This is a genomic window from Paenibacillus polymyxa, assembly GCF_018614975.1.
In the GTDB taxonomy this organism is placed as follows: Bacteria; Bacillota; Bacilli; order Paenibacillales; family Paenibacillaceae; genus Paenibacillus; species Paenibacillus polymyxa_E.
In genome coordinates this window covers 155,153-178,199 of sequence record NZ_JAGGNR010000018.1, presented here as the reverse complement: position 1 = coordinate 178,199, position 23,047 = coordinate 155,153, and the positions used below count along the sequence as shown (strand labels likewise).

22 protein-coding genes are annotated in these 23,047 nt (G+C 46.0%); 16 read left to right on the top strand and 6 right to left on the bottom strand.

Annotated features, from left to right (window positions below; all coding sequences use genetic code 11):
* Positions 1–15 precede the first annotated feature (15 nt).
* Together J7E78_RS17385 and J7E78_RS17380 are read left to right on the top strand one after the other, a co-directional pair.
* Complete coding sequence (locus J7E78_RS17385) at positions 16–396, top strand: phasin family protein (protein WP_215077464.1); 381 nt, start codon at positions 16–18, stop codon at positions 394–396.
* A complete protein-coding gene (locus tag J7E78_RS17380; protein ID WP_215077463.1) occupies positions 397–2,067 on the top strand; it encodes an ABC1 kinase family protein in 1,671 nt (556 codons plus the stop codon).
* 190 nt (positions 2,068–2,257) lie between these two features.
* Here J7E78_RS17380 and J7E78_RS17375 read toward each other — a convergent pair whose 3' ends face one another.
* A complete protein-coding gene (locus tag J7E78_RS17375) occupies positions 2,258–2,884 on the bottom strand; it encodes a response regulator transcription factor (RefSeq protein ID WP_215077462.1) in 627 nt (208 codons plus the stop codon).
* A 166-nt stretch (positions 2,885–3,050) separates the two neighbouring features.
* On the opposite strand from J7E78_RS17375, the gene lrcA reads away from it, so the two are divergent.
* The 8 genes from lrcA to J7E78_RS17340 all read left to right on the top strand — a co-directional run bounded on the left by lrcA (position 3,051) and on the right by J7E78_RS17340 (position 11,601).
* Positions 3,051–3,167, top strand: a complete 117-nt coding sequence (lrcA, locus tag J7E78_RS30195; RefSeq protein ID WP_422641473.1) for a lasso peptide lariocidin — start codon at positions 3,051–3,053, stop codon at positions 3,165–3,167.
* A 96-nt stretch (positions 3,168–3,263) separates the two neighbouring features.
* Positions 3,264–3,533, top strand: a complete 270-nt coding sequence (locus J7E78_RS17370) for a PqqD family peptide modification chaperone (protein ID WP_215077461.1) — start codon at positions 3,264–3,266, stop codon at positions 3,531–3,533.
* On the top strand, positions 3,530–3,994 hold the full coding sequence (locus J7E78_RS17365; RefSeq protein ID WP_215077460.1) for a lasso peptide biosynthesis B2 protein: 465 nt from the start codon (positions 3,530–3,532) through the stop codon (positions 3,992–3,994). The genes J7E78_RS17370 and J7E78_RS17365 overlap by 4 nt, the downstream gene beginning before the upstream one ends.
* Positions 3,991–5,997 carry an asparagine synthase-related protein gene (locus tag J7E78_RS17360; RefSeq protein WP_215077459.1) on the top strand — a complete coding sequence of 669 codons (2,007 nt, stop codon included), beginning with the start codon at positions 3,991–3,993 and terminating at the stop codon, positions 5,995–5,997. Before J7E78_RS17365 ends, J7E78_RS17360 begins: the two co-directional genes overlap by 4 nt.
* A gap of 34 nt (positions 5,998–6,031) precedes the next feature.
* A complete protein-coding gene (locus J7E78_RS17355) occupies positions 6,032–7,993 on the top strand; it encodes an ABC transporter ATP-binding protein (RefSeq protein ID WP_251035105.1) in 1,962 nt (653 codons plus the stop codon).
* Positions 7,990–9,795 carry an ABC transporter ATP-binding protein gene (locus tag J7E78_RS17350; protein ID WP_311517647.1) on the top strand — a complete coding sequence of 602 codons (1,806 nt, stop codon included), beginning with the start codon at positions 7,990–7,992 and terminating at the stop codon, positions 9,793–9,795. The genes J7E78_RS17355 and J7E78_RS17350 overlap by 4 nt, the downstream gene beginning before the upstream one ends.
* Before the next feature lie 13 nt (positions 9,796–9,808).
* Entirely contained in the window at positions 9,809–10,276 is a 468-nt protein-coding gene (locus J7E78_RS17345) for a GNAT family N-acetyltransferase (protein WP_251035104.1), read from the top strand.
* Between the two features lie 23 nt (positions 10,277–10,299).
* The gene (locus J7E78_RS17340) at positions 10,300–11,601 is read left to right on the top strand and encodes a clostripain-related cysteine peptidase (RefSeq protein ID WP_215077458.1); all 1,302 of its coding nucleotides are present in this window, start codon (positions 10,300–10,302) and stop codon (positions 11,599–11,601) included.
* A 241-nt stretch (positions 11,602–11,842) separates the two neighbouring features.
* Here the strand turns inward: J7E78_RS17340 and J7E78_RS17335 are convergent, their stop codons facing one another.
* Positions 11,843–12,385, bottom strand: a complete 543-nt coding sequence (locus J7E78_RS17335) for a recombinase family protein (protein ID WP_215077457.1) — start codon at positions 12,383–12,385, stop codon at positions 11,843–11,845.
* A 159-nt stretch (positions 12,386–12,544) separates the two neighbouring features.
* On the opposite strand from J7E78_RS17335, the gene J7E78_RS17330 reads away from it, so the two are divergent.
* Together J7E78_RS17330 and J7E78_RS17325 are read left to right on the top strand one after the other, a co-directional pair.
* On the top strand, positions 12,545–14,008 hold the full coding sequence (locus J7E78_RS17330; protein WP_215077456.1) for a SulP family inorganic anion transporter: 1,464 nt from the start codon (positions 12,545–12,547) through the stop codon (positions 14,006–14,008).
* A 23-nt stretch (positions 14,009–14,031) separates the two neighbouring features.
* The gene (locus J7E78_RS17325; protein WP_215077455.1) at positions 14,032–14,451 is read left to right on the top strand and encodes a universal stress protein; all 420 of its coding nucleotides are present in this window, start codon (positions 14,032–14,034) and stop codon (positions 14,449–14,451) included.
* A gap of 225 nt (positions 14,452–14,676) precedes the next feature.
* On the opposite strand, the gene J7E78_RS17320 is transcribed toward J7E78_RS17325, so the two are convergent.
* The 3 genes from J7E78_RS17320 to J7E78_RS17310 all read right to left on the bottom strand — a co-directional run bounded on the left by J7E78_RS17320 (position 14,677) and on the right by J7E78_RS17310 (position 17,229).
* Positions 14,677–15,216 (bottom strand): NUDIX domain-containing protein, encoded by a 540-nt coding sequence (locus tag J7E78_RS17320; RefSeq protein WP_215077454.1) that lies wholly within the window; start codon positions 15,214–15,216, stop codon positions 14,677–14,679.
* Between the two features lie 25 nt (positions 15,217–15,241).
* Entirely contained in the window at positions 15,242–16,951 is a 1,710-nt protein-coding gene (locus J7E78_RS17315; RefSeq protein ID WP_215077453.1) for a ribonuclease J, read from the bottom strand.
* 89 nt (positions 16,952–17,040) lie between these two features.
* Entirely contained in the window at positions 17,041–17,229 is a 189-nt protein-coding gene (locus tag J7E78_RS17310; protein WP_215077452.1) for a helix-turn-helix domain-containing protein, read from the bottom strand.
* 304 nt (positions 17,230–17,533) lie between these two features.
* Between J7E78_RS17310 and J7E78_RS17305 the strand changes: the two genes are divergently transcribed.
* From J7E78_RS17305 to J7E78_RS17290, 4 genes are all read left to right on the top strand, one after another.
* Positions 17,534–18,802, top strand: coding sequence for an MFS transporter (locus J7E78_RS17305; protein WP_215077451.1), 1,269 nt, complete (start codon positions 17,534–17,536; stop codon positions 18,800–18,802).
* A 122-nt stretch (positions 18,803–18,924) separates the two neighbouring features.
* Complete coding sequence (locus J7E78_RS17300; protein ID WP_215077450.1) at positions 18,925–20,388, top strand: SulP family inorganic anion transporter; 1,464 nt, start codon at positions 18,925–18,927, stop codon at positions 20,386–20,388.
* Between the two features lie 25 nt (positions 20,389–20,413).
* Positions 20,414–20,833, top strand: coding sequence for a universal stress protein (locus J7E78_RS17295; protein ID WP_215077449.1), 420 nt, complete (start codon positions 20,414–20,416; stop codon positions 20,831–20,833).
* A 222-nt stretch (positions 20,834–21,055) separates the two neighbouring features.
* Positions 21,056–22,651, top strand: coding sequence for a DEAD/DEAH box helicase (locus J7E78_RS17290; RefSeq protein ID WP_215077448.1), 1,596 nt, complete (start codon positions 21,056–21,058; stop codon positions 22,649–22,651).
* Positions 22,652–22,816: 165 nt separating this feature from the next.
* Here the strand turns inward: J7E78_RS17290 and J7E78_RS17285 are convergent, their stop codons facing one another.
* Positions 22,817–22,966: a hypothetical protein gene (locus J7E78_RS17285; RefSeq protein WP_215077447.1), complete on the bottom strand. Its 150-nt coding sequence runs from the start codon at positions 22,964–22,966 to the stop codon at positions 22,817–22,819.
* Positions 22,967–23,047: the final 81 nt, after the last annotated feature.

The window sequence follows — 23,047 nt, the reverse complement described above, 5'->3', positions numbered from 1 at the left end:
AGGAGGATGACAAAAATGAGCGATTTGTTCAAAAAGGCAATCTCGTTAGGACTTGGTCTTACTGTCGTAAGCAAAGAAAAAATGGAGAAAACCGTGGATGATTTGGTCAAGCGCGGGGAACTTGCGCCCGGTGAATCCAAAGCTTTGGTTGAACGCCTGATGGAACGGGGCGATGAAGAGCAGGGTCAGTTCAAGAGAATGATTCAGGAACAGGTCAAGCGAGTGCTTCAGGAAGCTGGTGTGGCATCCGAAAGTGATGTGACCAGTCTGGAACAGCGCGTTGCTGTCCTGGAGAAAAAACTTGCCGAACTGGGCAACTCACCACAGCTTCAACCTGATGAATCCCCGGCTCCACTTGAAGTTCCTCCTCCTCTCAAAGGAAACGAGATCGAGTAGATGGCAGTGCGAATCAAACATGTCGGCAGATACCGTGAAATTGCCATGGCGCTAGTGCGTCATGGCTTCGGTTATATGGTCGAGGAGTTGGGCTTGTTCCAGCTGCTGGCTCTGCCACGGCGGTGGATGTCGCGTGAAGCACACACCACTTTAACGCTGAGTGAACGCATCAGGCTTGTGCTGCAGGAGCTGGGGCCAGCTTTCGTCAAGCTGGGGCAACTCGCAAGTACAAGGGCAGATCTATTGCCTGAGTCTGTCATTCGTGAGCTGGTGAAGTTGCAGGATCAGGTCCCGCCGTTCTCTTCCGAGACGGCACGGGGTATTTTGGAACAGGAATTGGATATACCGCTGGAGGAGATCTTTTCCCGGTTCGAGGATACCCCTGTAGCTGCGGCCAGCATTGGACAGGTGCATCTGGGCAAACTTCGAAGCGGTGAATCGGTAGCCATCAAGATTCAGCGGCCGGGTATATCGCGTATCGTGCAGCGTGACCTGGATATTTTGCGTGAGCTGACAGCCATGGCCGAGAAGCGATGGGACTGGGTGAAGCAATATCAGATTCCGCAGATGGTAGAGGAATACGCTCAGGCATTGATGGCCGAACTAGATTATACGGTCGAAGGCCGCAATACGGAAAAGATTGCACAGCAATATCAACAGGACAACAAGGTGAAAATCCCGACCATTTACTGGGATCAGACTTCGTCCCGAGTGCTCACTATGGAGTATATCGAAGGTATCAAACTCAATGATCGTGAAGAACTGGTCAGACGTGGTCATGATCTGAATAACATTGCCGAGCGGCTGGTGGATTCATTATTAAATCAGATTTTTATTCAGGGTTTCTTTCACGCTGACCCACATCCGGGCAATCTGATGGTATTGAAGGATGGTCGTCTTGCCTTTATAGATTTCGGTATGGTGGGCAGTCTGAGCGATGAGATGAAACAACAGCTTGCTTCGCTTATTATTGGGTTAATGCGCAAAGATACGGACAGTATGATCCGGGCGATTGAGAAATTGGGCATGATGCCAGATGACATGGACCTGCGTGGGCTTCATGTAGATTTGGACAAGTTGCGTACCAAATATTACGATATTCCCTTTTCCAAGATTAGTGTGGGTCAGGCGTTGAATGATTTGTTCGGCGTAGCTCAGAGACACCGTGTGGTCATGCCTGCCGATATTTTGCTGCTCGGTAAATCGTTGCTGACGATGGAAGGTGTAATCGAACATCTCGACCCTTCCCTGAGTATCGTAGATATGGCCGAGCCCTTTGGCCGGAAGCTGATCAAGGAACGTTTCAGTCCAGGAAGAATTAAGAATCGGTTGTTCCGCAGTGCGGCTGATATGGCCGAGAGTGTCATTGGTCTGCCAGGGCAGTTAAGGCAGCTATCCTCCATTATCAGCAAAGGCAAGCTGAGGCTTGAGATCAGCGTCCCTGAACTGGATGCGCTCATGCGCCGAATGGACCAGATCAGCAATCGGCTGTCCTTCAGTATTGTGTTACTGGCCTTTTGTATCATCATGGTGGGATTGATTATCGGTTCTTCGATCAGTCATCAGTCCACGATGCTGTGGGATATTCCGGTTGTTGAGATTGGCTTCCTGGTGGCGATTCTGATGGTGGCTTTCCTGCTCTATTCGATATTCAAATCAGGAAGATTTTAGAATAACAACAAGACCCGCAAAGAGACCTTTCTAAAGGATCTTTGCGGGTCTTGCTTTATTTTACTAGTTTCTTGGAGAAAGCCATATTCAGGCCAGCAATCAGTATACGTGGAGCCATGACAGCTAATATAACTCGCCTGTATCAATTCTTGCTTCAGAATACAGTTAATGATTATGCCCTCTTGTGTGCTTATATCAATTTTAGAATCTTGCATTTGTGAACGGCATAGGTTCTGGAGCTGACCCTCAGCTTTTTATACACGCGCCCTAAGTGATATTCGACATTTCGAGTAGACATGAAAAGGGATTCCGCGATTTGTTTATTGGTTTCGCCTTTAGCCACCTTTTGCAGCAATTTTATTTCGAACTCGGTCAGCATAGTTTCAGGCGCGTTAAAGGAAGCTGTCGGAGTGAAAATCGTTTTAAGGAAATCCAAAGAAAAGACCACCGCCTCTTCCATGCACATGGAAATGCTTGTGAGCACCTGCTGCGCTGAAAAAGACTTGTCGATAAATCCGCGAATGCCTGCCTGGACCGACATTTGAAACAGCTGAATCATATCCTCTTGGGAATAGAAAAGCATGATTCTTGCATCAGGAATGATCTCCAGTGTTTTGGTTGCCAGTTCAATTCCGTTAAGGTCCGGCATAGACAAGTCATACAGGTAAAGGTCTATTGCATTGGCCTGTTCTTTTATGAAGTCTAGCGTTTCAAGGGCTGAATGAAGTACGGTTACCTTCATGTTGTTTTGTTCCAAAATCAGCTTCATTCCACAGGTAAATGCTTTGTGATCGTCTACCAGAATTACGTTCAGCATGATATGCACCTCGTAAGTAGTATTTTCTTTTCGGGCCGAAAAATAACCGTAAAAAGCGGGTTTGTGGAATCTTGGCGGTTTTCGGGGATTTATTTCGGTAAAAACCCATTATTTCTATGATATATTAAAAATGTAATATATTTCAAGTAGAGAGGCGGTGAAATATATGCGTAAAGTTCAAGTGGCTCCTTTGAAGAGTTATGGTGCATTCCTGACAGTAACTCTCTCCAAGAAAAGTAAGCCGGGAGATGGCAAATTCGGTCGTGGAGTAAAACGTGGTTAATTTCAAAGGCATTATATGTTCACCAGAGAGGGCCTTGCGGCTCTCTCTAGTCATTTCCACCTATTACATATTACCTTGCAGAGAGGGGTTGCAGGCATGAAAATTGCCCGAAGCGAGGAAACCGCAACGACGTCATTAAGTGAGGAATGTATCGTGCTGGACATCAATAACGGCGAATATTTTGGACTTGAAGGTGCGTTGATGGAGCTGTGGCTGGAACTGGAGACTGGAACAAAGGATTTCGACCAAATTCTGAGTAAATGGAAGAGGGAATTTGATCAATCCGAGGCGGAATTAACCGATATTCTGCAAACTGCAATTCAGGAACTCTCGGCTAAAAGACTGGTCAAGGTCGATGCCTCATGAGCAAGGCCATCCCTGTCCATAACAAGGTTTATTTTACAACGGTCCATGCGTTTGTCCGCCTGTTACTGCTGGAGACGGATTTTATGGATGCTTATGAAAAAATGGCAATACATATGTACCCGCTTCATGTAAGCGCAGGGCGAAGGGAAGCGAATCGGATCGACACGGCCGAATTGTGCAGACTTGGGCAGATGTTGTATGAAATGGATGAAAATGATCATCTTATTACCTCATGTGTATCCATAGCTATGACGGTTCAGGCTATTTTGTTTAGTGCCGGCTATGAGAGCGACTTGTTGATTGGTGTGAAAAAGATAGATGAAAAACTGTTTTCTCACGCGTGGGTGCGTCTGGAAGACGGCCGGACGATTGACCCCAATCATAAAGGAAATGATTTGAAGGTGTTGAAAACATATAATATGAGCGAATATGCCGAGAGGTGGGTGCTATCTCTGGGATGAAGATATGGATTGCTATGCAGGGCCAAAATCAAAATATTTGGCTGGAGTGGATGGATTCAATTAAAAGGTGGGCAAGGGTTACCGGAGTGAATGTATATACGGACGATACGTTCCATTTAGCAACGCTCTCCTATGGTTACGGACCGCAGGCTTCCAGTTCCTTCAAGGATGTCCATCTTGAGTTTCCCATCATTCTGGATGGCTGGGCAAGCGGCGAGCTGCAAGCCCACGCCGACGATTTCCCGTCCCTTTCATCTTATCAGCAGGAGCAGGCTTACCGCCTGCTGCAAGAGAAACCTGAATATCAACTATGCAAGTCCCAAGGGGAATTTACACTGGTGTACTGGGACCAGAAACGAAGCAGTTTAATTGTTGCTACGGATAGCTATGCAACCCGACCCGTTTATTACTGGATTAGCCCAAGAAATGAATGGTTTGTTGCCAATGATCTACGCGTGCTTTTGTTGCTTCAGGATATTCCTTTTGAGGTCGATGAAGACGTGTGCCGAATGTATCCGACTTCTGGCTTTGCTGTAGGGGAGAACGGACTGGAAGAGCGGACTTTTTTTAAAGGCATTCGCAAGCTTCCCACAGCCTCCATTGCTTGGTGGAACAATTACCAGGTGAAAGTTCAAAGCTACTGGGGGATGCGGGAACTGACAAGCCAGCCACAGCTCTCAGAAGATGCTGTCCCCCAATTTCGTCAATTGTTTAAGCAGGTGACCCAGGAACGCTTTAATGGTAGCAAACGAATTGTTGAATTGAGCGGAGGACTCGATTCGGCCGCGGTTGTAGCTGCCGCCATTGCCGGCGGGAATCGGGAGCAGATTCTGGCTGTCAACATTTCTTTTGCGGAGCCGGATATGATGCCAAGTCATGATAAGGATCTCGTCAAAAAAATGATGAGGGATCTGCGTATTCCCGGCTTGATCATTCATGCGGACGCAACGGCCAGAATACCAAATGCCGAAATTGGCAGGGACCCGTTATGGTTCGTGGATGGTCCAGACCCCAGGGCCAATTCACTTGTGAACGAAACGTTTACGGTGCTAGCCCGGCAATTCCGGACTGCTGCCGTTTTGACGGGCGAAGGCGGAGACTTTGTATACAGCGGTGAGGCTGCTGTCATTGATTCCTATTTTCGGCAGAAGCATTATCGGGAAGGGATTAGTCAGCTCAGGGAATGGACCGGCAATCGAGCGGGTTCCATGCTAAAAAGGGGATTTCAATATGGATTGGCTCCATTTCTGCCTTATATTAAGGAAAAAATGTACTACAAACTGTTATGGTCAGATACGGAATACGACTTGCCCGAATTTTTTACAAACGAGCATCTCCAGAGAGAACGGCAGATGAATGCGGAGGAGGTTCACCGATATCGCAAAAGCAGGCCACTAAACTATTGGGGAAAGCGTTATCATTACGACTTTCTGTGGCCTCGTGCAAGATACATGGACTCTGTAGGCATTACCTTGCCTGCGTATCATCCGTTTCTGGACCGGCGCATGATCGAGTTTTCGTTCTCGGTTCCGCCGGAGCAGCATTTTGATCTCTTGAAGGGGGAGCAAGACAGCTATGCCGGTTCCAAGCTGCTGCTTCGAAAAGCATTCACGGATATCTTGCCTTCGTATGTCTATAACAGGTCTTCCAAAACAACCTATGCCCATATGGCCAGGAAAAGCTTTTTGAATGACCGCCAGCATATTTTGCAATTGTTTGCGAGCGGAAAGCGTGTGCTTGTTACGGAACTGGGGATTATTGACCAGAGATCGTGGTGGAAACATCTAGTCGCTATGGCGATCCGTTCGGAGGACCCGAATAATGATTTGGGTATGGGTTACCAATATATGCGCTCTGTTATCGACTTGGAGATCTGGCTGCAGGAGATGAGTCGTGGCAAAGAACATGTGCTCAACCGCTCCAGACCTTCTCCGGCAAGGATGCTCGGAGACATCGAGGAGGTCAATATGAATGAGAAGAAACCCATGTATTTTCATGCCTGATTCAGGGCCATTTCAATCATAAAGGTGCAGACCAATGGAGAAACACATGCTTGATCATGAAGAACGGTGCAGCAGAGCACAACGAACACGGCAAACGACCCATTTGCTCGTGCGAATGTTATGGCAATCCGGTCCGGTGTTAACCTTGCTAATCATTTTGTTCATATTCATTGAGGGGGCTGTTCCAGCACTTCAGCTCTATGCCTCCAAACAAATCATTGATGGAATTGCGCCAAACGGATTAGAATCATACGCGGCACGGTGGTCTATTGTCTATGCTTGTAGCCTGGTCTTGCTTAGCATCGTGAACGCCGCGCAAACCTGGCTTAAAATGCTGCTATCGGAGCGATCCATTATTACTGTGAACAGCGTTTTGCTGGACGCCTTCGAACGTATTCCCGGCATGCGCTTTTTTGAAGAGGAGGAACACCGAAACCGACTGGAAGCGCTGCGAGATCGATCCAATTGGCTGCCAGCACAACTCCTGAACTTCAGCGCGAATTTGTGCACGTCTGTATTTTCGGCTATTGGTATTATTATGCTGATTGCCGTGCTCTCTCCGATGCTGTCCATCATTCTGGTGCTGTCAACAGCTCCTTTTGCGTTTATGCAAAACCGTTACAACGAGATGGAATGGCAGTATGCCAAAGAATATGCAGTTACAAGAAGAAGATTGGATTACACTCGAAGCCTAATGATTAACCGACGTGCCGCCAAGGAAATTCGCTTGTTTGGTCTGGGCAGCCATTTTCACAATATCTATCAACATACGTTTGCCCGGCTGTATGAACAGTTTCGAATGATCCAGGTCAAAAGCGCCAGAGGAACGGTTTTTACCGGTCTTTTTTCGGGTATGGTGGCAGGCGGAGGATATTTTTGGGTGGTTAGTCAATCCGGATCGGGCTCGATTTCGCTGGGGGATATTGCTCTGTATCTAGGGGCTGTGTTTCAATTGTCTGTTTCCTTAAGAGAGATTGCCAAGGAAGGGGCCGACACGATTGACATCTGGAGAATGGGAAATGATTTCGTCATATTTATAAATGCAGAGGAAGATATCCGAACGCCTTCACATCCCGTTCCAATGAATGCTGGCCCCCTATCTATAGAATTCAAGGGAGTAAGCTTCAAGTATCCCTACCAGGAACAGGAGAGTGCTGCTTCCGAGGAAGCAGCTGATGATTTCGATCTGGACCTGGACAGTGAGGAAGCCGATGACGAAAATGAGGACGAAGTCCTCGACCATGCTGAGGATTTTAATGAGAATGAAGACAGACGTTCCCCCTGGGTTCTTGACCAAATCAGTTTCAGCATATCGCCCGGGGAGCGCATCGCGATTGTTGGCGCCAATGGCTCAGGCAAAACGACACTTGTCAAGCTGCTGTGCCGCTTCTATGAGTTTTACGAAGGCGAGATTAAGATCAACGGTGTGGATATTCGCTCGTTTGATGTCAGGGAGCTGAGAGAGCATATCTCGGTTGTTTTTCAGGAATTCGGAAAATACGAGTTATCCTTGCGCGAGAACATTATGATAGGTAGCCTGAACACAAAACTGAGCGACAGGGAGATGAATCAGGCACTTCAAGGATCAAGGCTGGACCAGATCGTTTCGGCGCTGCCTCATGGAACCGAGACCCTCTTGGGTCCCGAATGGGGAGGTACTGATTTCTCGGGTGGACAATGGCAACGTGTGGCGTTAGCCAGAGCGATGGTTCGTGAGGCTGGTCTGGTGATTCTGGATGAACCGGCGGCGTCTCTTGACATTCGGGCTGAATATGAGATTTTCAATCAGTTTCAAAAAATGACAAAAGGTAAAACGGTGATCATGATCTCTCATCGATTCAGCACGGTTAAATTAGCGGATCGAATCCTTGTCCTGAAGAATGGCTGCATTGTGGAAGAAGGCAGCCACGAGGCCTTGATGCGCAAAAATGGGGAGTATGCCACCATGTTCCGGTTACAGGGAAAATCTTTTCAAGAGGAGGAGCATATCCAGTGATAGCATTGCAACGAATCACAGCCAGGCGGCGACAGATGGCTTCCTCCGTTTTGTTTGGACTGTCCTTGCTATGGACATGCTCGCCGGTAAAAGTGTGTACCGTTTTTGTAATCAAAGTGCTTGAGGCATTGCTTGGTCCGCTGCTTGTGTGGCTGAGTGCCCAGATCATTGACAGATTGGCAGAGCAGCCGTTTGTTCTTGCATCATGGGATGCGCTGGCTTGGATGGTGCTGTTGTATATTGGGCTAACATTAGCTGTGGATGCCCTCCAACCTGTATCCGAGATGCACAAACGTCTGTTGACTGCAAAACTTCAAGCGCATATTGATGAGTTGTTGATCACCAAAGCAATGTCGATTCCGGATATTGCTCCTTTTGAAAAGGCAGGCTTCCATACAAAAACTCGAGTTATTCAATATAACGAATACTTCGTTACAATGTGGTTAACGATTATTTCTCAGACCATCGGAGGACTGGTCGTGATTGCAGCCGGGAGTATAATGATCGGAACGATCGCTCCCTGGGCCCCGATCGTCTTGCTGGCGTTGGTCGTTCCCAAGCTGTATTGGGAAGCGAAGCTCAACAACGCCACCTTTGAAGGGCGTGAGGAGGTCCAGGAATTAAGGCGGCGGGCTGAATATTACGCTGGTACACCGCTCAGGCCTGAAACAGCAGGAGAGTTGAAGGTATTTGGTCTTGTTCCTTTTTTTAAGGAGAGATACCTGAGCACTTCACGAGAGCTTCTGCTTACACTTTCAGCTGACCAACGGAAACTGGCTCTCCATCAATTATTGTGGTCTGTGCTCCAGTCGTTGGCCGCCGGCCTCATCATTATTTATCTAGTTGGACAGGCATTTTCCGGTCATTTCACAGCAGGGGACATCTTTTTATTTATAGGTGCCACTATTCAGTTGAATGAGGGAATGAATGAATTGTTTGCAGCCTTTGCGATCGGTCCCAGGGAAGCCAGGCATCTGGAGAAGATTCGTTCTTTTCTCTATAGCGAGAATGAAATGAAATCAGGCTCATGTCCTGCGGCGGTATCCGTCAAAGAGGGCTTCCGGCTGGAAGGAGTCCGTTTCCGGTATGATGAAACCCAAGTTGTGCTGGATATCCCTGAGCTTATTATCCCTGCTGGAAAAGTGACCGTGCTGGTCGGTGAAAACGGGTCAGGCAAAAGTACGCTTGTCAAACTGCTCTTGCGCTTCTTTGATCCGAATGAAGGAGCGGTGTTTTACAACGGCATTCCGCTGGGAGAGTATGATATCGCTGCCTATCGGACACAGGCCACAGCGGTATTCCAGGATTTTGTGCGCTATGAAATGAATCTTCGGGACAACATTGGGCTAGGCAATCTTGCGGCTGTTAACGAGCAAAGGATAATTGAAAGAGCTGCCAAGCTGGGTGGAGTGGACGAATATCTCCACAAGCTGGGGCACAAATATGATACACAGCTAGGCAGGCTATTCGGAGGCAGAAGCCTTTCCGGAGGAGAATGGCAGCGGATTGCATTATCCCGTGCTTTTATGAGAGAAGATATTGCTGGATTACTGATCATGGACGAACCTTCTTCTGCGCTTGATGTGTTCATGGAGGAAGACGTGTTCCAGCGAATGCGGGATTTAATGAAAAACAAGACGGTGGTCATTGTCTCGCATCGGTTAAGCACTGCACGACACGCAGATTATGTAGTCTATATGGAACAGGGCAGAATCATGGAGACGGGAACCCACGACCAGTTGCAGGCGAATGGGGCAGGGTATGCCGAACTGTACAACATGCAGGCTGAAAAATACAGATAAGAGGTGAGATGAAATGAGCGTGGTATTGATTGACAACCTGCGTCCGTTTACTGAACGCGATCTGGCGATGCTGGAGGATTGGTTTAAGGATGCGGAGGTTCATCGGCGATTGGAGGGAATGCTTCCTTTAGGCGATTGGTACCGGCATGTCGAGCAGCATCCCGGTTATGACGTGTGGGTCGCGTTCTCGGAGGGTGAAGCCGTAGGTGTAATTATGATTGAGCGGGAGGGGCAGAATACGGGAAGTATCGCCATCGTTGTCAATCCGTCGATTCGGGGTAAGGGCTACGGCAGAGCAGTGGTTGGAAAAGCCATGCAACTGCCTGAGCTGGGAACGATCTATAAATGGTACGCCGGAATTGAAGCTGACAACGCTGCTTGTTTGAAGTGTTTTCAGTCTGCTGGTTTTGTACTGGAGAATGAAGCTCCAGATGAAGACGGTTATTTCTCGTTATGGCATATCGCTAATATCAATGTGTAGAGCGGAAATAAGGAGGGAAGGCAATGAAAAGAACAATATGGCTGCTTGTGTTCATTCTGCTTGTCTCGTTTCTTCCTGTAGCTGAACTAAAAGCATCCGCTCGGCAGGCCGATTACACCTTTCTCATCTATATGATTGGTTCAGATATGGAAAGTGATTTTCATATGGCAAGTGATGACTTGAAGGAAATGATGAGTATCGGCTCTTCCAGCAATGTAAATGTTGTCGTTCAGACAGGAGGGGCCCGAAGCTGGGACCATTCGCCCATCGAACCCGGTCTGAATCAACGATGGCGTGTTGAAAAGGAGAGGTTGGTCCTTCTGGATAACGCAGGCTCACAAAATATGGATACATCCGATTCCCTTACAGATTTCATTCGCTGGGGAACCCGCGAATATCCGGCCCGGAAGCATGTGCTTATGTTCTGGGGGCACGGTCTTGGACCGATCGATGGATACGGGGGCGACGAGCATTACGGAAACAAAAAAATGAGCTTGACCGAGCTTCAAAAAGGAATTGGGCATGCTTATAACGAAACGGGAATTAAATTTGAACTCATCGGCTTCGATAATTGCAAAATGGCAAGTGTGGAGGTGGCCTATGCACTTAGGGACTACAGTAAATATATGCTTGCATCTGTCGATTACACGAATCAGAATGGGTGGGATTATACGAAAATGCTGAAGGCAGTTCAAGACAAGCCCGGGATTTCCACCCTTGAGTTGGGCAGAACTATTGCTCAGGGATATCTGGAACAGTCGAAGGAAAACGGCGAAGAGGAGGACCTTCAGCAATCGATCATTCGACTGGATCGGATGGAGGAGGTTGTGATGGCAGTCGAGGCATTCAGCAAAAGGTTGTTAAAGCCCCAAGCTATGACAAAGGGAATGAGTCATTTGAGAAAAGCACGGGATCAAGCCGAGGATTATGCGGACGAAGCCGATTTGGTGGATCTTGCTGATTTGTTTACCTTGATCAGCAAAAGAATGAAAGCTGAGAACGAGGCGGACCGCGTCAAAAAAGCAATTCAAAAAGCGGTTGTTTATAACATGAAGTCTCCTGAGCATCCCAAGGGAGAAGGAATGAGCGTTTATTTTCCAAGTAAGGATGTCCATCGCTTTACTGAAAAGGCCAGTGTGTACCAAAAAACGGAATTTAGTTCAAGCTATAAGGCCTTTATTACTGAATACTCGGCATTGTTATCACGTCAAACTCAAAATACGTATCGGAGATATGGCCGAGGGTGTCATTGGTCTGCCAGGGCAGTTAAGGCAGTTATCCTCCATTATCAGCAAAGGCAAGCTGTGGGATATTCCGGTTGTTGAGATTGGCTTCCTGGTGGCGATTCTGATGGTGGCTTTCCTGCTCTATTCGATCTTTAAATCAGGAAGATTCTAGCATGACAACAAGACCCGCAAAGAAACCTTTTTAAAGGATCTTTGCGGGTTATTTTTTGTATATGAAAGGGGAGTTTGTTGATCCTCCGGTTACATATTCGAACTTCGTGGCTGATGTGTCCCATAATGTATAATAATTACGTCAATTGTGGATTATTAAGGTTACCAATTAGTTCTCCAGATAACGGTACAACGTCGTTTTGCTGATTCCCGTTTGATCCTTGATCTCGGCAAGACTATATTTTTTGCTCTCATACATCATGATCGCCTTTTTTATATTTTCGTCCGTTTTTCGTGGTCTCCCAGGATTATTCCCTTTTTGCTTGGCTTCAAAAAGTCCTCGTTTTGTTTTTTCACTTATAACATCACTTTGAAAATCAACTAAATGTCTCACGACGGAACTGAATAAATACCCTTCCGATTGGCTGGTATTAATACCTTCCATTATGGAATAAATCGCTGCCTTTTTTGCATCCACCATTTCCAAAAGTTCGACGAGGTGGCGTGTGGAATCTGCTAATGCAAACAGCTTGGATACAATAATGGTGTCTCCGGGTTTAAGATTTTCCATCATATGGGTAAGATTCGTTCTACGCTTGGCCAAAGCGTGATCTTCCACAATAATGGTGTCACACGGAATGGATTGGAGCAGACTCGTTTGTTGTTTATAGTCCAGGTCATCCTGATAAGGTCTCATATATCCTATACGCATACGGTACTCTCCTTATTTTACAATGCTTTCTTTATCATAACATATTTTTTTGTGTCGAAAAGGTTCCATTAAGGGAAGATAGATGATAAACTGTTTTTAGAAAAAATCGGCTGAATGTTCTGATTTGTGAATTGCCGAAAAAATACGAGGTGGACTAAAGTGGTGGAGAAGCTAAAACGAAACTGGTTGTTTAATGTGAAAGGAGATGTTCTTGCAGGGATAGTTGTGGCGCTGGCGCTTATTCCCGAGGCAATTGCTTTCTCGATCATTGCAGGAGTTGATCCCATGGTCGGTCTGTATGCTTCCTTTTGCGTTGCTGTAATTATTTCTTTTGTAGGTGGTCGCCCGGGTATGATTTCGGCTGCTACAGGTGCTATGGCTTTGCTGATGGTTCCGCTTGTCAAGGATCATGGACTTAATTACTTGCTTGCAGCAACGATACTGACAGGTGTAATACAGATCTTATTCGGTGTGTTCAAGATAGCAAAAGTGATGAAGTTCATACCGAGAGCCGTCATGATTGGTTTCGTTAATGCGTTGGCGATCCTGATTTTCATGGCTCAAGTTCCGCATTTTGTGGGAATCTCTACGATGACGTATGTGTTTGTTGCCATTACATTACTCATTGTATATGTAGTTCCTTTGTTCTTTAAAGCGATCCCGGCACCACTTATTGCTATTGTTGTATTAACGACAATTGCGATTTTTTCAGGGTTTCACTTAAATACTGTTGGCGATTTGGGGAATATTAAACAATCTTTGCCTTCATTCTTCATACCGGACGTTCCCTTTAATTTTGAAACGCTGCAGATTATATTCCCGTATTCTCTTGCGCTGGCGATCGTGGGACTGCTGGAATCATTGCTTACTGCATCGATTGTCGATGATATGACAGGTACAGATAGTAACAAGAACAAAGAAGCAAGAGGCCAGGGCATTGCCAATTTCATCACCGGCTTTTTTGGCGGGATGGCAAGTTGTGCCATGATCGGGCAATCTGTAATTAATGTGAAGTCCGGCGGTAAAGGCAGATTATCAGCTCTTGTAGCAGGTACTTTTCTGATGTTCCTGATTCTCGTGCTGGGTGACCTAGTTGTACAGATCCCTATGCCTGTTCTTGTGGGGATCATGATTATGGTGTCGATTGGTACATTTGACTGGTCTTCGTTTGCATATTTGCGGAAGGCACCCAAAACAGATGCTGCTGTGATGCTTGTGACGGTTATTATTGTCGTTGCTACACATGACTTGTCCAAGGGAGTTATCGCGGGGGTCATCCTTAGCGCAATCTTCTTTGTAGCCAAGATATCACATATCGAAGTTCGCAAGCGGCAAGATAAAGCTAAAACCGTATTCGAGGTGGAGGGTCAACTGTTTTTTGCGTCTGTGGATGGTTTTGTAGATGCTTTTGATTTCTCCGTTCGTGATACGGATATCGTTGTGGATTTCTCGAACGCCCATATATGGGATGATTCAGCGGTGGGTGCTATTGACAAGGTAGTTATTAAGTACCGTGAGAACGACAATAAAGTTATGATCAAGGGTTTGAATTCTTCCAGCAAAAAAATTGTAGACAAATTGGCAATTTACAACGATGTTAATGCAACATTGAGTGCACATTAAACTAAGGTTAGGAGTGAATAAATATGTATAATCGGATTCTGTTAGCTGTGGATGGATCAGAAAATTCATTGCGTGCTACGAGGGAAGCAGCCAAGCTTGTAGCCTTCTCCCCTGATTGTAACGTAGAAGTCATTAGTGTAGCTGACTTCTCTCGATCCAAAAGTGATATTTTGCACGCACAGGGCAAAGAGGAGCTTGAATTAAAAAGACGTCAAAAACTTGCGCCAGTGGAAGAAATACTGAAGACAAGTCAAGTCTCGTATAAGCTCAAAATTATGCATGGAGAACCTGGCCCGACCATCATTGAATATGCTAATCATGAAAAGGTTGATCTGGTTGTGATCGGCAGTCGTGGACTGAACGCTCTTCAAGAGATGGTACTTGGCAGCGTAAGCCATAAAGTTGTAAAACGGGTTCATTGCCCAGTCATGATTGTGAAGTAATCCAAACAACGACTGATGCATTGAACAAATAGAACAGTAGAAATACCCCTTTGTCATTGACGGTGAGAAGGAATTCATGTACGGAGTGAATTCAGCACCTGTCAAACGAAGGGGTTTTTTGCGTAGACTCAGCAGCTACCAAGAGTTCTCAAAAAAAGAACCGCTCCCTTTAGAGCACAGGGAAACGGTAGAGGGATCGATTTGCGGATGTATCAAATGATGATTCTACACAGAACGGACCGTTGGATTAACCAATTCCTTGGCAATCAGTTCCAGGACGATGGTCTCACGTTCCACAGAGAAACCCATGGAGGATTCCCGGTTGGCAATGACCTGTCGATTATGGCGAATCGCTTCATGAATATCAATCCAGACTGCGGTCATTCCATTCGAAATTTCATAGTCCTCAAGCCTGGATTCACCAAGAGATTCACCGATGGTGCACACATAGTAATACGACAACATATGGATCAGATCGTACTCCGGTTTATAATGGGGTCTGTACTCGTCAATATAGCCCAATTCACGAATAACCTGTACTTGTGTGGCTCCGGTTTCTTCAGCGAGTTCCCGGTGTAGTCCTGCAATTAAGTCCTCGTCCAGCTCAACCCCGCCACCTGGAAAGCTGTAGTCATTATACCTTTTAGTGTACAGGAGCAAAATTTCCGAACCTCTCATAATAATGCCTCTGGCAGCTTTTCGTTCATATATGGTACCTTCAAGGCTCTGTACATCCTGATGAATCATGTTTTGGATCAGTTTCATTGGTTTATTATCCTTTGCAATTAGATTAAATTTCATGAATGGAGGGCAGGATCAAGGGCACACGTCCCAACTCCTTGTAAAACAAGTCATTCAGCATTTTAACGGTATGATCCTTCCACACGGGAAGATCGAACTTGTTTTGTTCATTCATGTTTTGTAGTGAACTTTTCAATTTCATCTCAGCATTTTTAAGTAACGCTCTGGAATCGTTCATATAGACAAATCCGCGACTGATTAAATCGGGTCCACTTACAAGCTCGCGTGTTTTCTTCCGTATGGTCATCGCTGCCACGACAACTCCGTCCACGGCAAGTCGACTTCGCTCCTCCATCAGATATTTTTCATGGTAGCGCAACTCGTTGCGACCAACAAATATGGAGCCGGAGGGGATCTTCCTCCCATTATAGGCTTTCTGTGGAGTTATTTCGACGGTCTCACCGTTCTCCAGAAGGAAGATGTGATCGGAAGGAATACCGACCTGTTCCGCTAATCGTTGGTGACTCACCAGCATCCGGTATTCACCATGGATTGGAATGAGATATTGTGGACGGATCGTTCGTAACATGAGTTTCAAGTCCTCGCGCGAACCATGCCCGGAGCTGTGGATATCGAACCCTCGCCCGTAGATGACATCGGCGCCCGAGCGCATCAACATATCAATACTTCGATTGACATTTCGAACGTTACCTGGAATAGGAGATGAAGAGAAGATTACAGTGTCTCCTGGTTGAATCTGAACATTTCTGTGAGATCCAGAAGCAATTCGGGTCAAAGCCGCGTTGACTTCTCCCTGACTGCCTGTACAGATGATGAGGATTTCATGATCTGCCAGTGTATGAACTTTGCGGATATCAATCAATGTTCCCTCAGGCATGTCAATATAGCTCAACTCCTGAGCGATATTGAAAATTTTGTCCATACTGCGTCCAATGATTGCAATCTTGCGATTACACGCCAATGCTGCCTGCACGGCTTGTTGAAGACGATATACATTGGAAGCAAATGTGGCAAACAAAATGCGTCCGCTGCATTGTTGAAATGAATGTAGTATAGATTGTCCTACAGTCTCATCCGAAGTTGTTTGCTCCATACGTTCACTGTTCGTACTGTCAGAGAGGAGAGCAAGAGCCCCTTTCTCACCAATCTTCATCATCTTGTGAATGTCAGCAGGTGTGCCCTCTGGTGTGAAATCGAATTTAAAATCACCCGTGTGTACGACAGAGCCATGAGGAGTATTCACTACGATGCCAAATGAATCCGGGATGCTGTGCATGGTACGGAAAAAATCCACATGAAGATGATGGAATGAAATGGTCTCATCGCCTTGTATAACATGGAGTTCGGCTCTGTGTAATTGCTGATGTTCATCCAGTTTGGCTGTTAACAAACCGATCGTTAGAGCGCCGCCGTAAATGGGTACAGAAATTTGCTTTAGCAGATAAGGGATTGCTCCGATATGATCTTCATGTCCATGAGTCAAAAACAAACCCTTGATGTTGTTTGCTTTTTGCACCAGATAACGAATATCCGGAATGATGTAATCAACGCCAGCCATATCAGCATCGGGAAATTTAAGTCCGGCATCAATAAGCACAATTTCATTCTTGTACTCTATGCCGTACATGTTTTTACCTATCTCTCCAAGTCCCCCTAAAGAAAATATACGGACAGGCTCATTGCTCTTATGAGGAAGATCCCTGTTGTGTGTGTTGGATGATTCTATGGGTTTATTCATGTGTAGATGTTGTCCTCTCTGTATTAAAGTTTATGAGCTGCTTGGTCATTGCAGAGAGGGCAGACCAGTGAAACATTCTGAATATATATTTAAATTCGCTCCCCCTTCTTCAAACGTTCAATTAATTCAGAAAGATCACTTTTCTGTACTCTCCAGTGTCTACCAATTTTAAAAGCAGGAATAACGCCTTCATTAACAAGCTTATATGTGGTTATTTCACTTAACTGCAAATATTTAGCAACCTGAGCGATAGTCAAAATTTCATGCTGTTCTTCCAAATGGATTACTCCCCTTTGTAATTCTTCAATAGATTATACTTAATTATACTGGATATAACCCAATTATATCAAACCATTCTTAATTTTAATCTATTAATGTGTATTATAGTGTATATGAACGAAAAATACAGATATTTCGTCATGATAGCGTTTACTTATTGGATTATTTACTTTGTTTATTGATGTACAGAAAGCTATAATTTTGCAGTCAGGCTGGTAACGGACATGATTCAACAAGAGTGAGGGGAAAGGGAAATTGGAGTAATTAAACTGAAAAGTTCTGAATTGGAGGGATCACAGACATATGAGCAAAGCTGCACAGACAAAAATTCCGTTTACTCCTCCATTCTTTTACGGATGGATTATTGTAGTCATTTCTGGAATGGGGTTGTTTTTTTCCGGACCGGGACAGACCTATTCGATCTCCACTTTTATTAATGCTTACATTGAAGAGTTTGACTGGAGCAGGTCACTGATCTCCAGCTTGTATTCTGTAGCAACGTTTCTTGCCGGAATGTGCCTGTTTATCGTTGGACGTGCCGTGAACCGATGGGGGCAGCGTAAAGTCATGTTCATTGTGGCCGTCATCCTCGGTGCGTCATGTCTGTGGAACAGCATGGCAGTTACTCCCGTTATGCTGTTTATGGGATTTTTTATGACACGTCTCTTCGGTCAAGGGGCGATGACCTTGGTTCCTGTAACTTTGGTATCCCAATGGTTTGTAACTTATCGTGGACGGGCATTTAGCTTAATGACAGTTGGAACCTTTGCGGGCTCGGCCTTCATTCCGATGATCAATACCTGGCTTATTACGAACTGGGGAATACAGGAGGCATGGCTCTTCTGGGGTTTTCTGCTATGTTTGTTTTTTGCACCTTTGGCGTATTATATTACTCGGAACACACCGGAGAGTGTAAGCTTATTACCAGATAACCGTGTTAGACAGCCGCTCGCGACGGAGTCAACAGAAGTGTATGAGGAGAATTGGACGTTGAAAGAAGCAATGCGAACAAGGGCTTTTTGGCTGTTATTAATCTGTGCTAGCATTCCTGCAATGGTAAATACAGGCCTTGTATTCCACTTAATATCTATCTTCGGATCTAAAGGTATAGATGCAACCTTCTCCGCTTTTGTCCTAAGTTTAATGGCGTTAACTTCCTTTCCTGTAACGTTTATTTCCGGATTCATTAATGAGAGATATAAGACCAATCATATTCTTGCGGTTGTATTTATGGGGCAGGCGTTAACGATGCTAATCCTTGTTTTTACCGGAAATACGGGTGGGGCAATTGCATTTGGGATTATTCGCGGAATTGTAGCAGGATTTGAGTCCATCACCCTGAACACGATTTGGCCCAATTATTTTGGCAGGGCAAGTATTGCGAATATTCAGGGTGTAACCATGACATCAACGGTAATTGGCTCCGCTTTTGGTCCATTGCCCTTCGGTTTTGCATTTGATTTTTTTGGCGGCTATACAGAAATTATCTGGATCATGCTCTTGTTCCCGGTAATAGGTTGTTTTTTTGCTTTGATTAGCCCGAAGCCAGTAAAAAAAGCAATTCAAAATTAAAATTATATTCCCATAATGGTTCCATTTTGGGAAGGATCGTGATAAACTCATGTATAGTAATGGCGGATCAGTTGAACAGAATTGAATTCCAAATCTACAAGACATGAGAGGTGTAAGCAGAAATGATTGAAAAGTTAAAACAAAACTGGTTCTCCAACGTGAGGGGAGATGTCCTGGCGGGCATTGTGGTGGCCTTGGCGTTAATTCCGGAGGCAATTGCCTTCTCGATCATTGCCGGGGTAGACCCGATGGTGGGATTATATGCCTCCTTCTGTATTGCTGTAGTCACAGCATTTGTGGGTGGACGACCCGGAATGATATCAGGAGCGACAGGCGCTATGGCTCTTCTAATGGTTCCGCTGGTGAAGGACCATGGTCTTGACTATCTGTTAGCTGCAACGATACTGACAGGAGTTATACAGTTACTGTTTGGCGTCTTTAAGGTTGCACGATTGATGAAGTTTATCCCTAGAGCGGTAATGATCGGTTTTGTGAATGCATTGGCCATTTTGATCTTTATGGCTCAAGTTCCCCACTTTATTGGTATTTCCACTATGACATACATTTTTGTTGGTATAACTTTAGTTATCGTATATCTGTTACCAAGGTTTTTCAAAGCAATTCCTGCACCTTTAGTAGCTATTGTTGTGCTAACGGCGGTAGCCATCTTATCTGGCGTTAAGCTGGGTACCGTGGGCGATTTGGGTAACATTACGCAGTCCTTACCGTCCTTTTTGATTCCGAATGTTCCATTTAATCTGGAAACATTACAGATCATTTTCCCGTACTCCATCGCGCTGGCTATTGTGGGACTCCTTGAGTCTTTGCTGACGGCATCGATTGTTGATGATATGACGGCAACCGATAGTAACAAGAACAAGGAGGCCAGAGGTCAGGGCATTGCCAATGTGATTACCGGATGTTTTGGAGGTATGGCTGGCTGTGCGATGCTCGGGCAAGCAGTAATCAATGTGAAGTCAGGTGGCCGTGGCAGATTATCAACACTGGTTTCCGGGGTGTTCCTCATGTTCCTGATTATTGTTCTGGGTGGTCTGGTTGTACAGATTCCGATGGCCGTCCTGGTTGGAATTATGATTATGGTATCGATTGGTACATTTGATTGGTCATCATTCTCGTATCTTCGGAAAGCACCGAAAAGTGATGCGGTAGTTATGCTTGCGACGGTTATTCTTGTAGTAGCCACTCACGATTTATCTAAAGGTGTACTTATTGGCGTAATTCTGAGCGCAATCTTTTTTGTAGCTAAAATCTCAAAGGTCAACGTTCAATATCGTGAAATGAATAATCAAAGCCGGTTTCAAGTGGAGGGACAACTATTTTTCGCCTCAGTGGAGAGTTTTGTGGACTCATTCAATTTCTCTGTCCAACAGTCAGAGATTGTGATCGATTTCTCGAATGCTCATATCTGGGATGACTCTGCTGTTGGAGCGATTGATAAAGTGGTCATCAAATATCGTGAAAATGATAATCAGGTGATCGTTAAAGGGCTGAATTCAGCAAGTAAAAAAATCGTTGATAAGCTCGCCATTTATAATGATCCAAATGCAAAGTTAAGTGCACACTAAATGTTTTCAAATAGGAGCGATTGAGATGTATAAACGCATATTGTTGGCAGTCGACGGATCTGAACATTCGTTACGTGCTGCTGAAGAAGCGATGAAATTGGGCGGATCGACTACAAACTGCATCATAGACGCAGTTCATGTTGTGGAATTCTCCAAATCTAAAACAGAAATTTTACATGCACAGAGTCAAGAAGAACTTGAATTGAAAAGACGGGAGCAACTACAACCTGTAGAAAAATTGCTGACGCAAGGTAAAATTATGTGCAGACTTGAGATTATACATGGAGAAGCAGCTTCGGCAATTATTGAATATGCTGATAAAGAAAACGTGGATCTCATCATATTGGGGAGTCGAGGGCTGAACGTTGTTCAGGAAATGGTGCTTGGCAGTGTGAGTCATAAGGTTTTGAAGCTGGCTCCTTGCCCGGTAGTCATTGTAAAATAAAATAAATTATAAGAGAAGGGTGCCGGAAGTTGTCGGTACTCTTTTGTTTTGCTTGACTAACGTGTAAACTACAGGGTATGGAGAAGAAGAGCAACGAGTGGATTGCTTTTTAAAAAATTCATTTCATAATCATGGTTGAACTAAGGAAAACTAGTCTTGATTGCAGATACTGAGGTCATTATGAAATGGACTTATCTAAATGAATATACAGAGGTGTAACGATTGGCAAACTTTGAACAACTGGGCATTCGCCCGGAATGGTGCGAGATCCTGAAACATCAGGGTATCGCCGTGCCGACTCCGGTACAGGAGCGTTCGATTCCGGTACTGCTGGGTGGACGCGATATTATCGCCGAGGCACAGACAGGCACAGGGAAAACGCTGGCTTTTTTGCTGCCGATTATTCAGAAAATTAACGTATCCGACCGTTCGCCGCAAGCGCTGATTATCGCGCCTACGCGTGAGCTTGCGCTGCAAATTACGGAAGAAGCCAAGAAGCTCACGGCAAACGACGATAAACTGCATGTGCTTGCCGTATACGGTGGGCAGGATGTGGACAAGCAACTGCGTAAATTGCAGAACGGTACACAGATCGTTATTGGTACACCAGGCCGTCTTCTGGATCACCTGCGCCGTGGCACGCTCAAGCTGGATAATGTAAAAAAACTGGTGCTGGATGAAGCCGATCAAATGTTACACATGGGCTTCCTGGACGATGTGGAGACGATTCTTAGCGAGCTTCCACACAAACGTCAGACCATGCTGTTCTCAGCAACGATGCCAAAGGGTATTCGGAACCTGGCGAAGACCTACATGAAAGATCCGGAAGATGTGAAGGTATCTTCCCAATCTGTTATCCCGATCAAACAGATTCGCCAGCAAGTGCTGGAATGCACGGATCGCGGTAAATTAGAAGCGCTTCGCGGCATGATTGATACGTATCGACCATACTTGGCGATTATTTTCTGCCGGACCAAGCGTCGTGCATCCAAGCTGAACCAAGATCTGCGTGAAGCAGGTTATGCAAGTGATGAACTTCATGGAGATCTGTCCCAATCCAAGCGTGAGAACGTAATGAAAGCGTTCCGCGATGCCAAACTGCAAGTGCTGGTTGCTACAGATGTAGCTGCGCGTGGACTTGATGTTGAAGGTGTAACGCATGTATTTAACTACGATATGCCGCATGATGCGGAAAGTTATATCCACCGGATTGGTCGTACGGGCCGTGCAGGCGGTACAGGTCTTGCTGTAACGTTTGCAACAGAGCACGACAGACCGGAACTTGCACGTATTGAACAAGGTATCGACCAGAAGCTGTCCCGTATCCAGTGGACAAGCGAAGGTCCAATTGCTTCAACTGGAGCAGCTAGACGTTCCATCAACAGTCAGGGTGATGACGAACGTTCAGGGGGACGCTCTTCCGGAACTGGTAGTGCCCGTCGCGGTGCAGGCCGTAACGATCGCAGAGATGGCGGACGTGGGGGTCGTGGGTCCCGCGGCGGCGAAGGTGGACGCAGTGAAGGCGGCCGTAGCGGTGGCCGCAGTAGCGACAGCAGTCGCGGTGCAGCAGGTCAAGGTGGACGCGGTGCAGGTCGCAGTGGCGATGAGCGCAGCGCAGGTCGTGGTTCCGCGCGCAGCAGCGACAGCAGTCGCAGTGCAACGGGCCAAGGCGGACGCGGTGCAGCTAGCAGCGGCTGGGCTGGACGTAGCGCCGACAAGCGCAGCTCCAGGCGCAGCAGTGAAGGCTCTCGCCGTCCGGAATCCGCAGGACGCGGACCGGCGAAGGGCGACCGTCGCGATTCTCGTCGCGGACGGTAAAGCCTTGGCGCAAGCGGGCAATATAGCCGCATTTGCGCAGGCACCATGCCATGCCACAGCGTTTGGCATGGCACATATGAGAGGGTTCAGGTACAGATGTGCCGAACCCTCAGATCAAGGGTCGCGACGTTACCACGTCGCGGCCCTTTTTCACCAGGACAGAGATCATTTCCGCTTATTGTTTTTGTCATCTGCAAGTGCCTGTTTGCGCGCCTGCTTCATTCCATGGAAGATGCCATTTAGGTATTCCCCATCTAGTTTTTCTTTTCTTTTCGGTACTGCGCATAACACTTGGCAGACTGCCATAAAATTCAAAACACCTCATCCTAGACCTAAGGATGGGGTGTTTTTGGATTAATTCTTATATCATTAGAAGCATTAGCTTTGATTTGTGGT

Coding starts and splice junctions, on each gene's coding strand:
- J7E78_RS17385 (WP_215077464.1), top strand. CDS start 16: ATGAGCGATTTGTTCAAAAAGGCAATCTCGTTAGGACTTGGTCTTACT.
- J7E78_RS17380 (WP_215077463.1), top strand. CDS start 397: ATGGCAGTGCGAATCAAACATGTCGGCAGATACCGTGAAATTGCCATG.
- J7E78_RS17375 (WP_215077462.1), bottom strand. CDS start 2,884: ATGCTGAACGTAATTCTGGTAGACGATCACAAAGCATTTACCTGTGGA.
- lrcA (WP_422641473.1), top strand. CDS start 3,051: ATGCGTAAAGTTCAAGTGGCTCCTTTGAAGAGTTATGGTGCATTCCTG.
- J7E78_RS17370 (WP_215077461.1), top strand. CDS start 3,264: ATGAAAATTGCCCGAAGCGAGGAAACCGCAACGACGTCATTAAGTGAG.
- J7E78_RS17365 (WP_215077460.1), top strand. CDS start 3,530: ATGAGCAAGGCCATCCCTGTCCATAACAAGGTTTATTTTACAACGGTC.
- J7E78_RS17360 (WP_215077459.1), top strand. CDS start 3,991: ATGAAGATATGGATTGCTATGCAGGGCCAAAATCAAAATATTTGGCTG.
- J7E78_RS17355 (WP_251035105.1), top strand. CDS start 6,032: ATGGAGAAACACATGCTTGATCATGAAGAACGGTGCAGCAGAGCACAA.
- J7E78_RS17345 (WP_251035104.1), top strand. CDS start 9,809: ATGAGCGTGGTATTGATTGACAACCTGCGTCCGTTTACTGAACGCGAT.
- J7E78_RS17340 (WP_215077458.1), top strand. CDS start 10,300: ATGAAAAGAACAATATGGCTGCTTGTGTTCATTCTGCTTGTCTCGTTT.
- J7E78_RS17335 (WP_215077457.1), bottom strand. CDS start 12,385: ATGCGTATAGGATATATGAGACCTTATCAGGATGACCTGGACTATAAA.
- J7E78_RS17325 (WP_215077455.1), top strand. CDS start 14,032: ATGTATAATCGGATTCTGTTAGCTGTGGATGGATCAGAAAATTCATTG.
- J7E78_RS17320 (WP_215077454.1), bottom strand. CDS start 15,216: ATGAAACTGATCCAAAACATGATTCATCAGGATGTACAGAGCCTTGAA.
- J7E78_RS17315 (WP_215077453.1), bottom strand. CDS start 16,951: ATGAATAAACCCATAGAATCATCCAACACACACAACAGGGATCTTCCT.
- J7E78_RS17305 (WP_215077451.1), top strand. CDS start 17,534: ATGAGCAAAGCTGCACAGACAAAAATTCCGTTTACTCCTCCATTCTTT.
- J7E78_RS17300 (WP_215077450.1), top strand. CDS start 18,925: ATGATTGAAAAGTTAAAACAAAACTGGTTCTCCAACGTGAGGGGAGAT.
- J7E78_RS17295 (WP_215077449.1), top strand. CDS start 20,414: ATGTATAAACGCATATTGTTGGCAGTCGACGGATCTGAACATTCGTTA.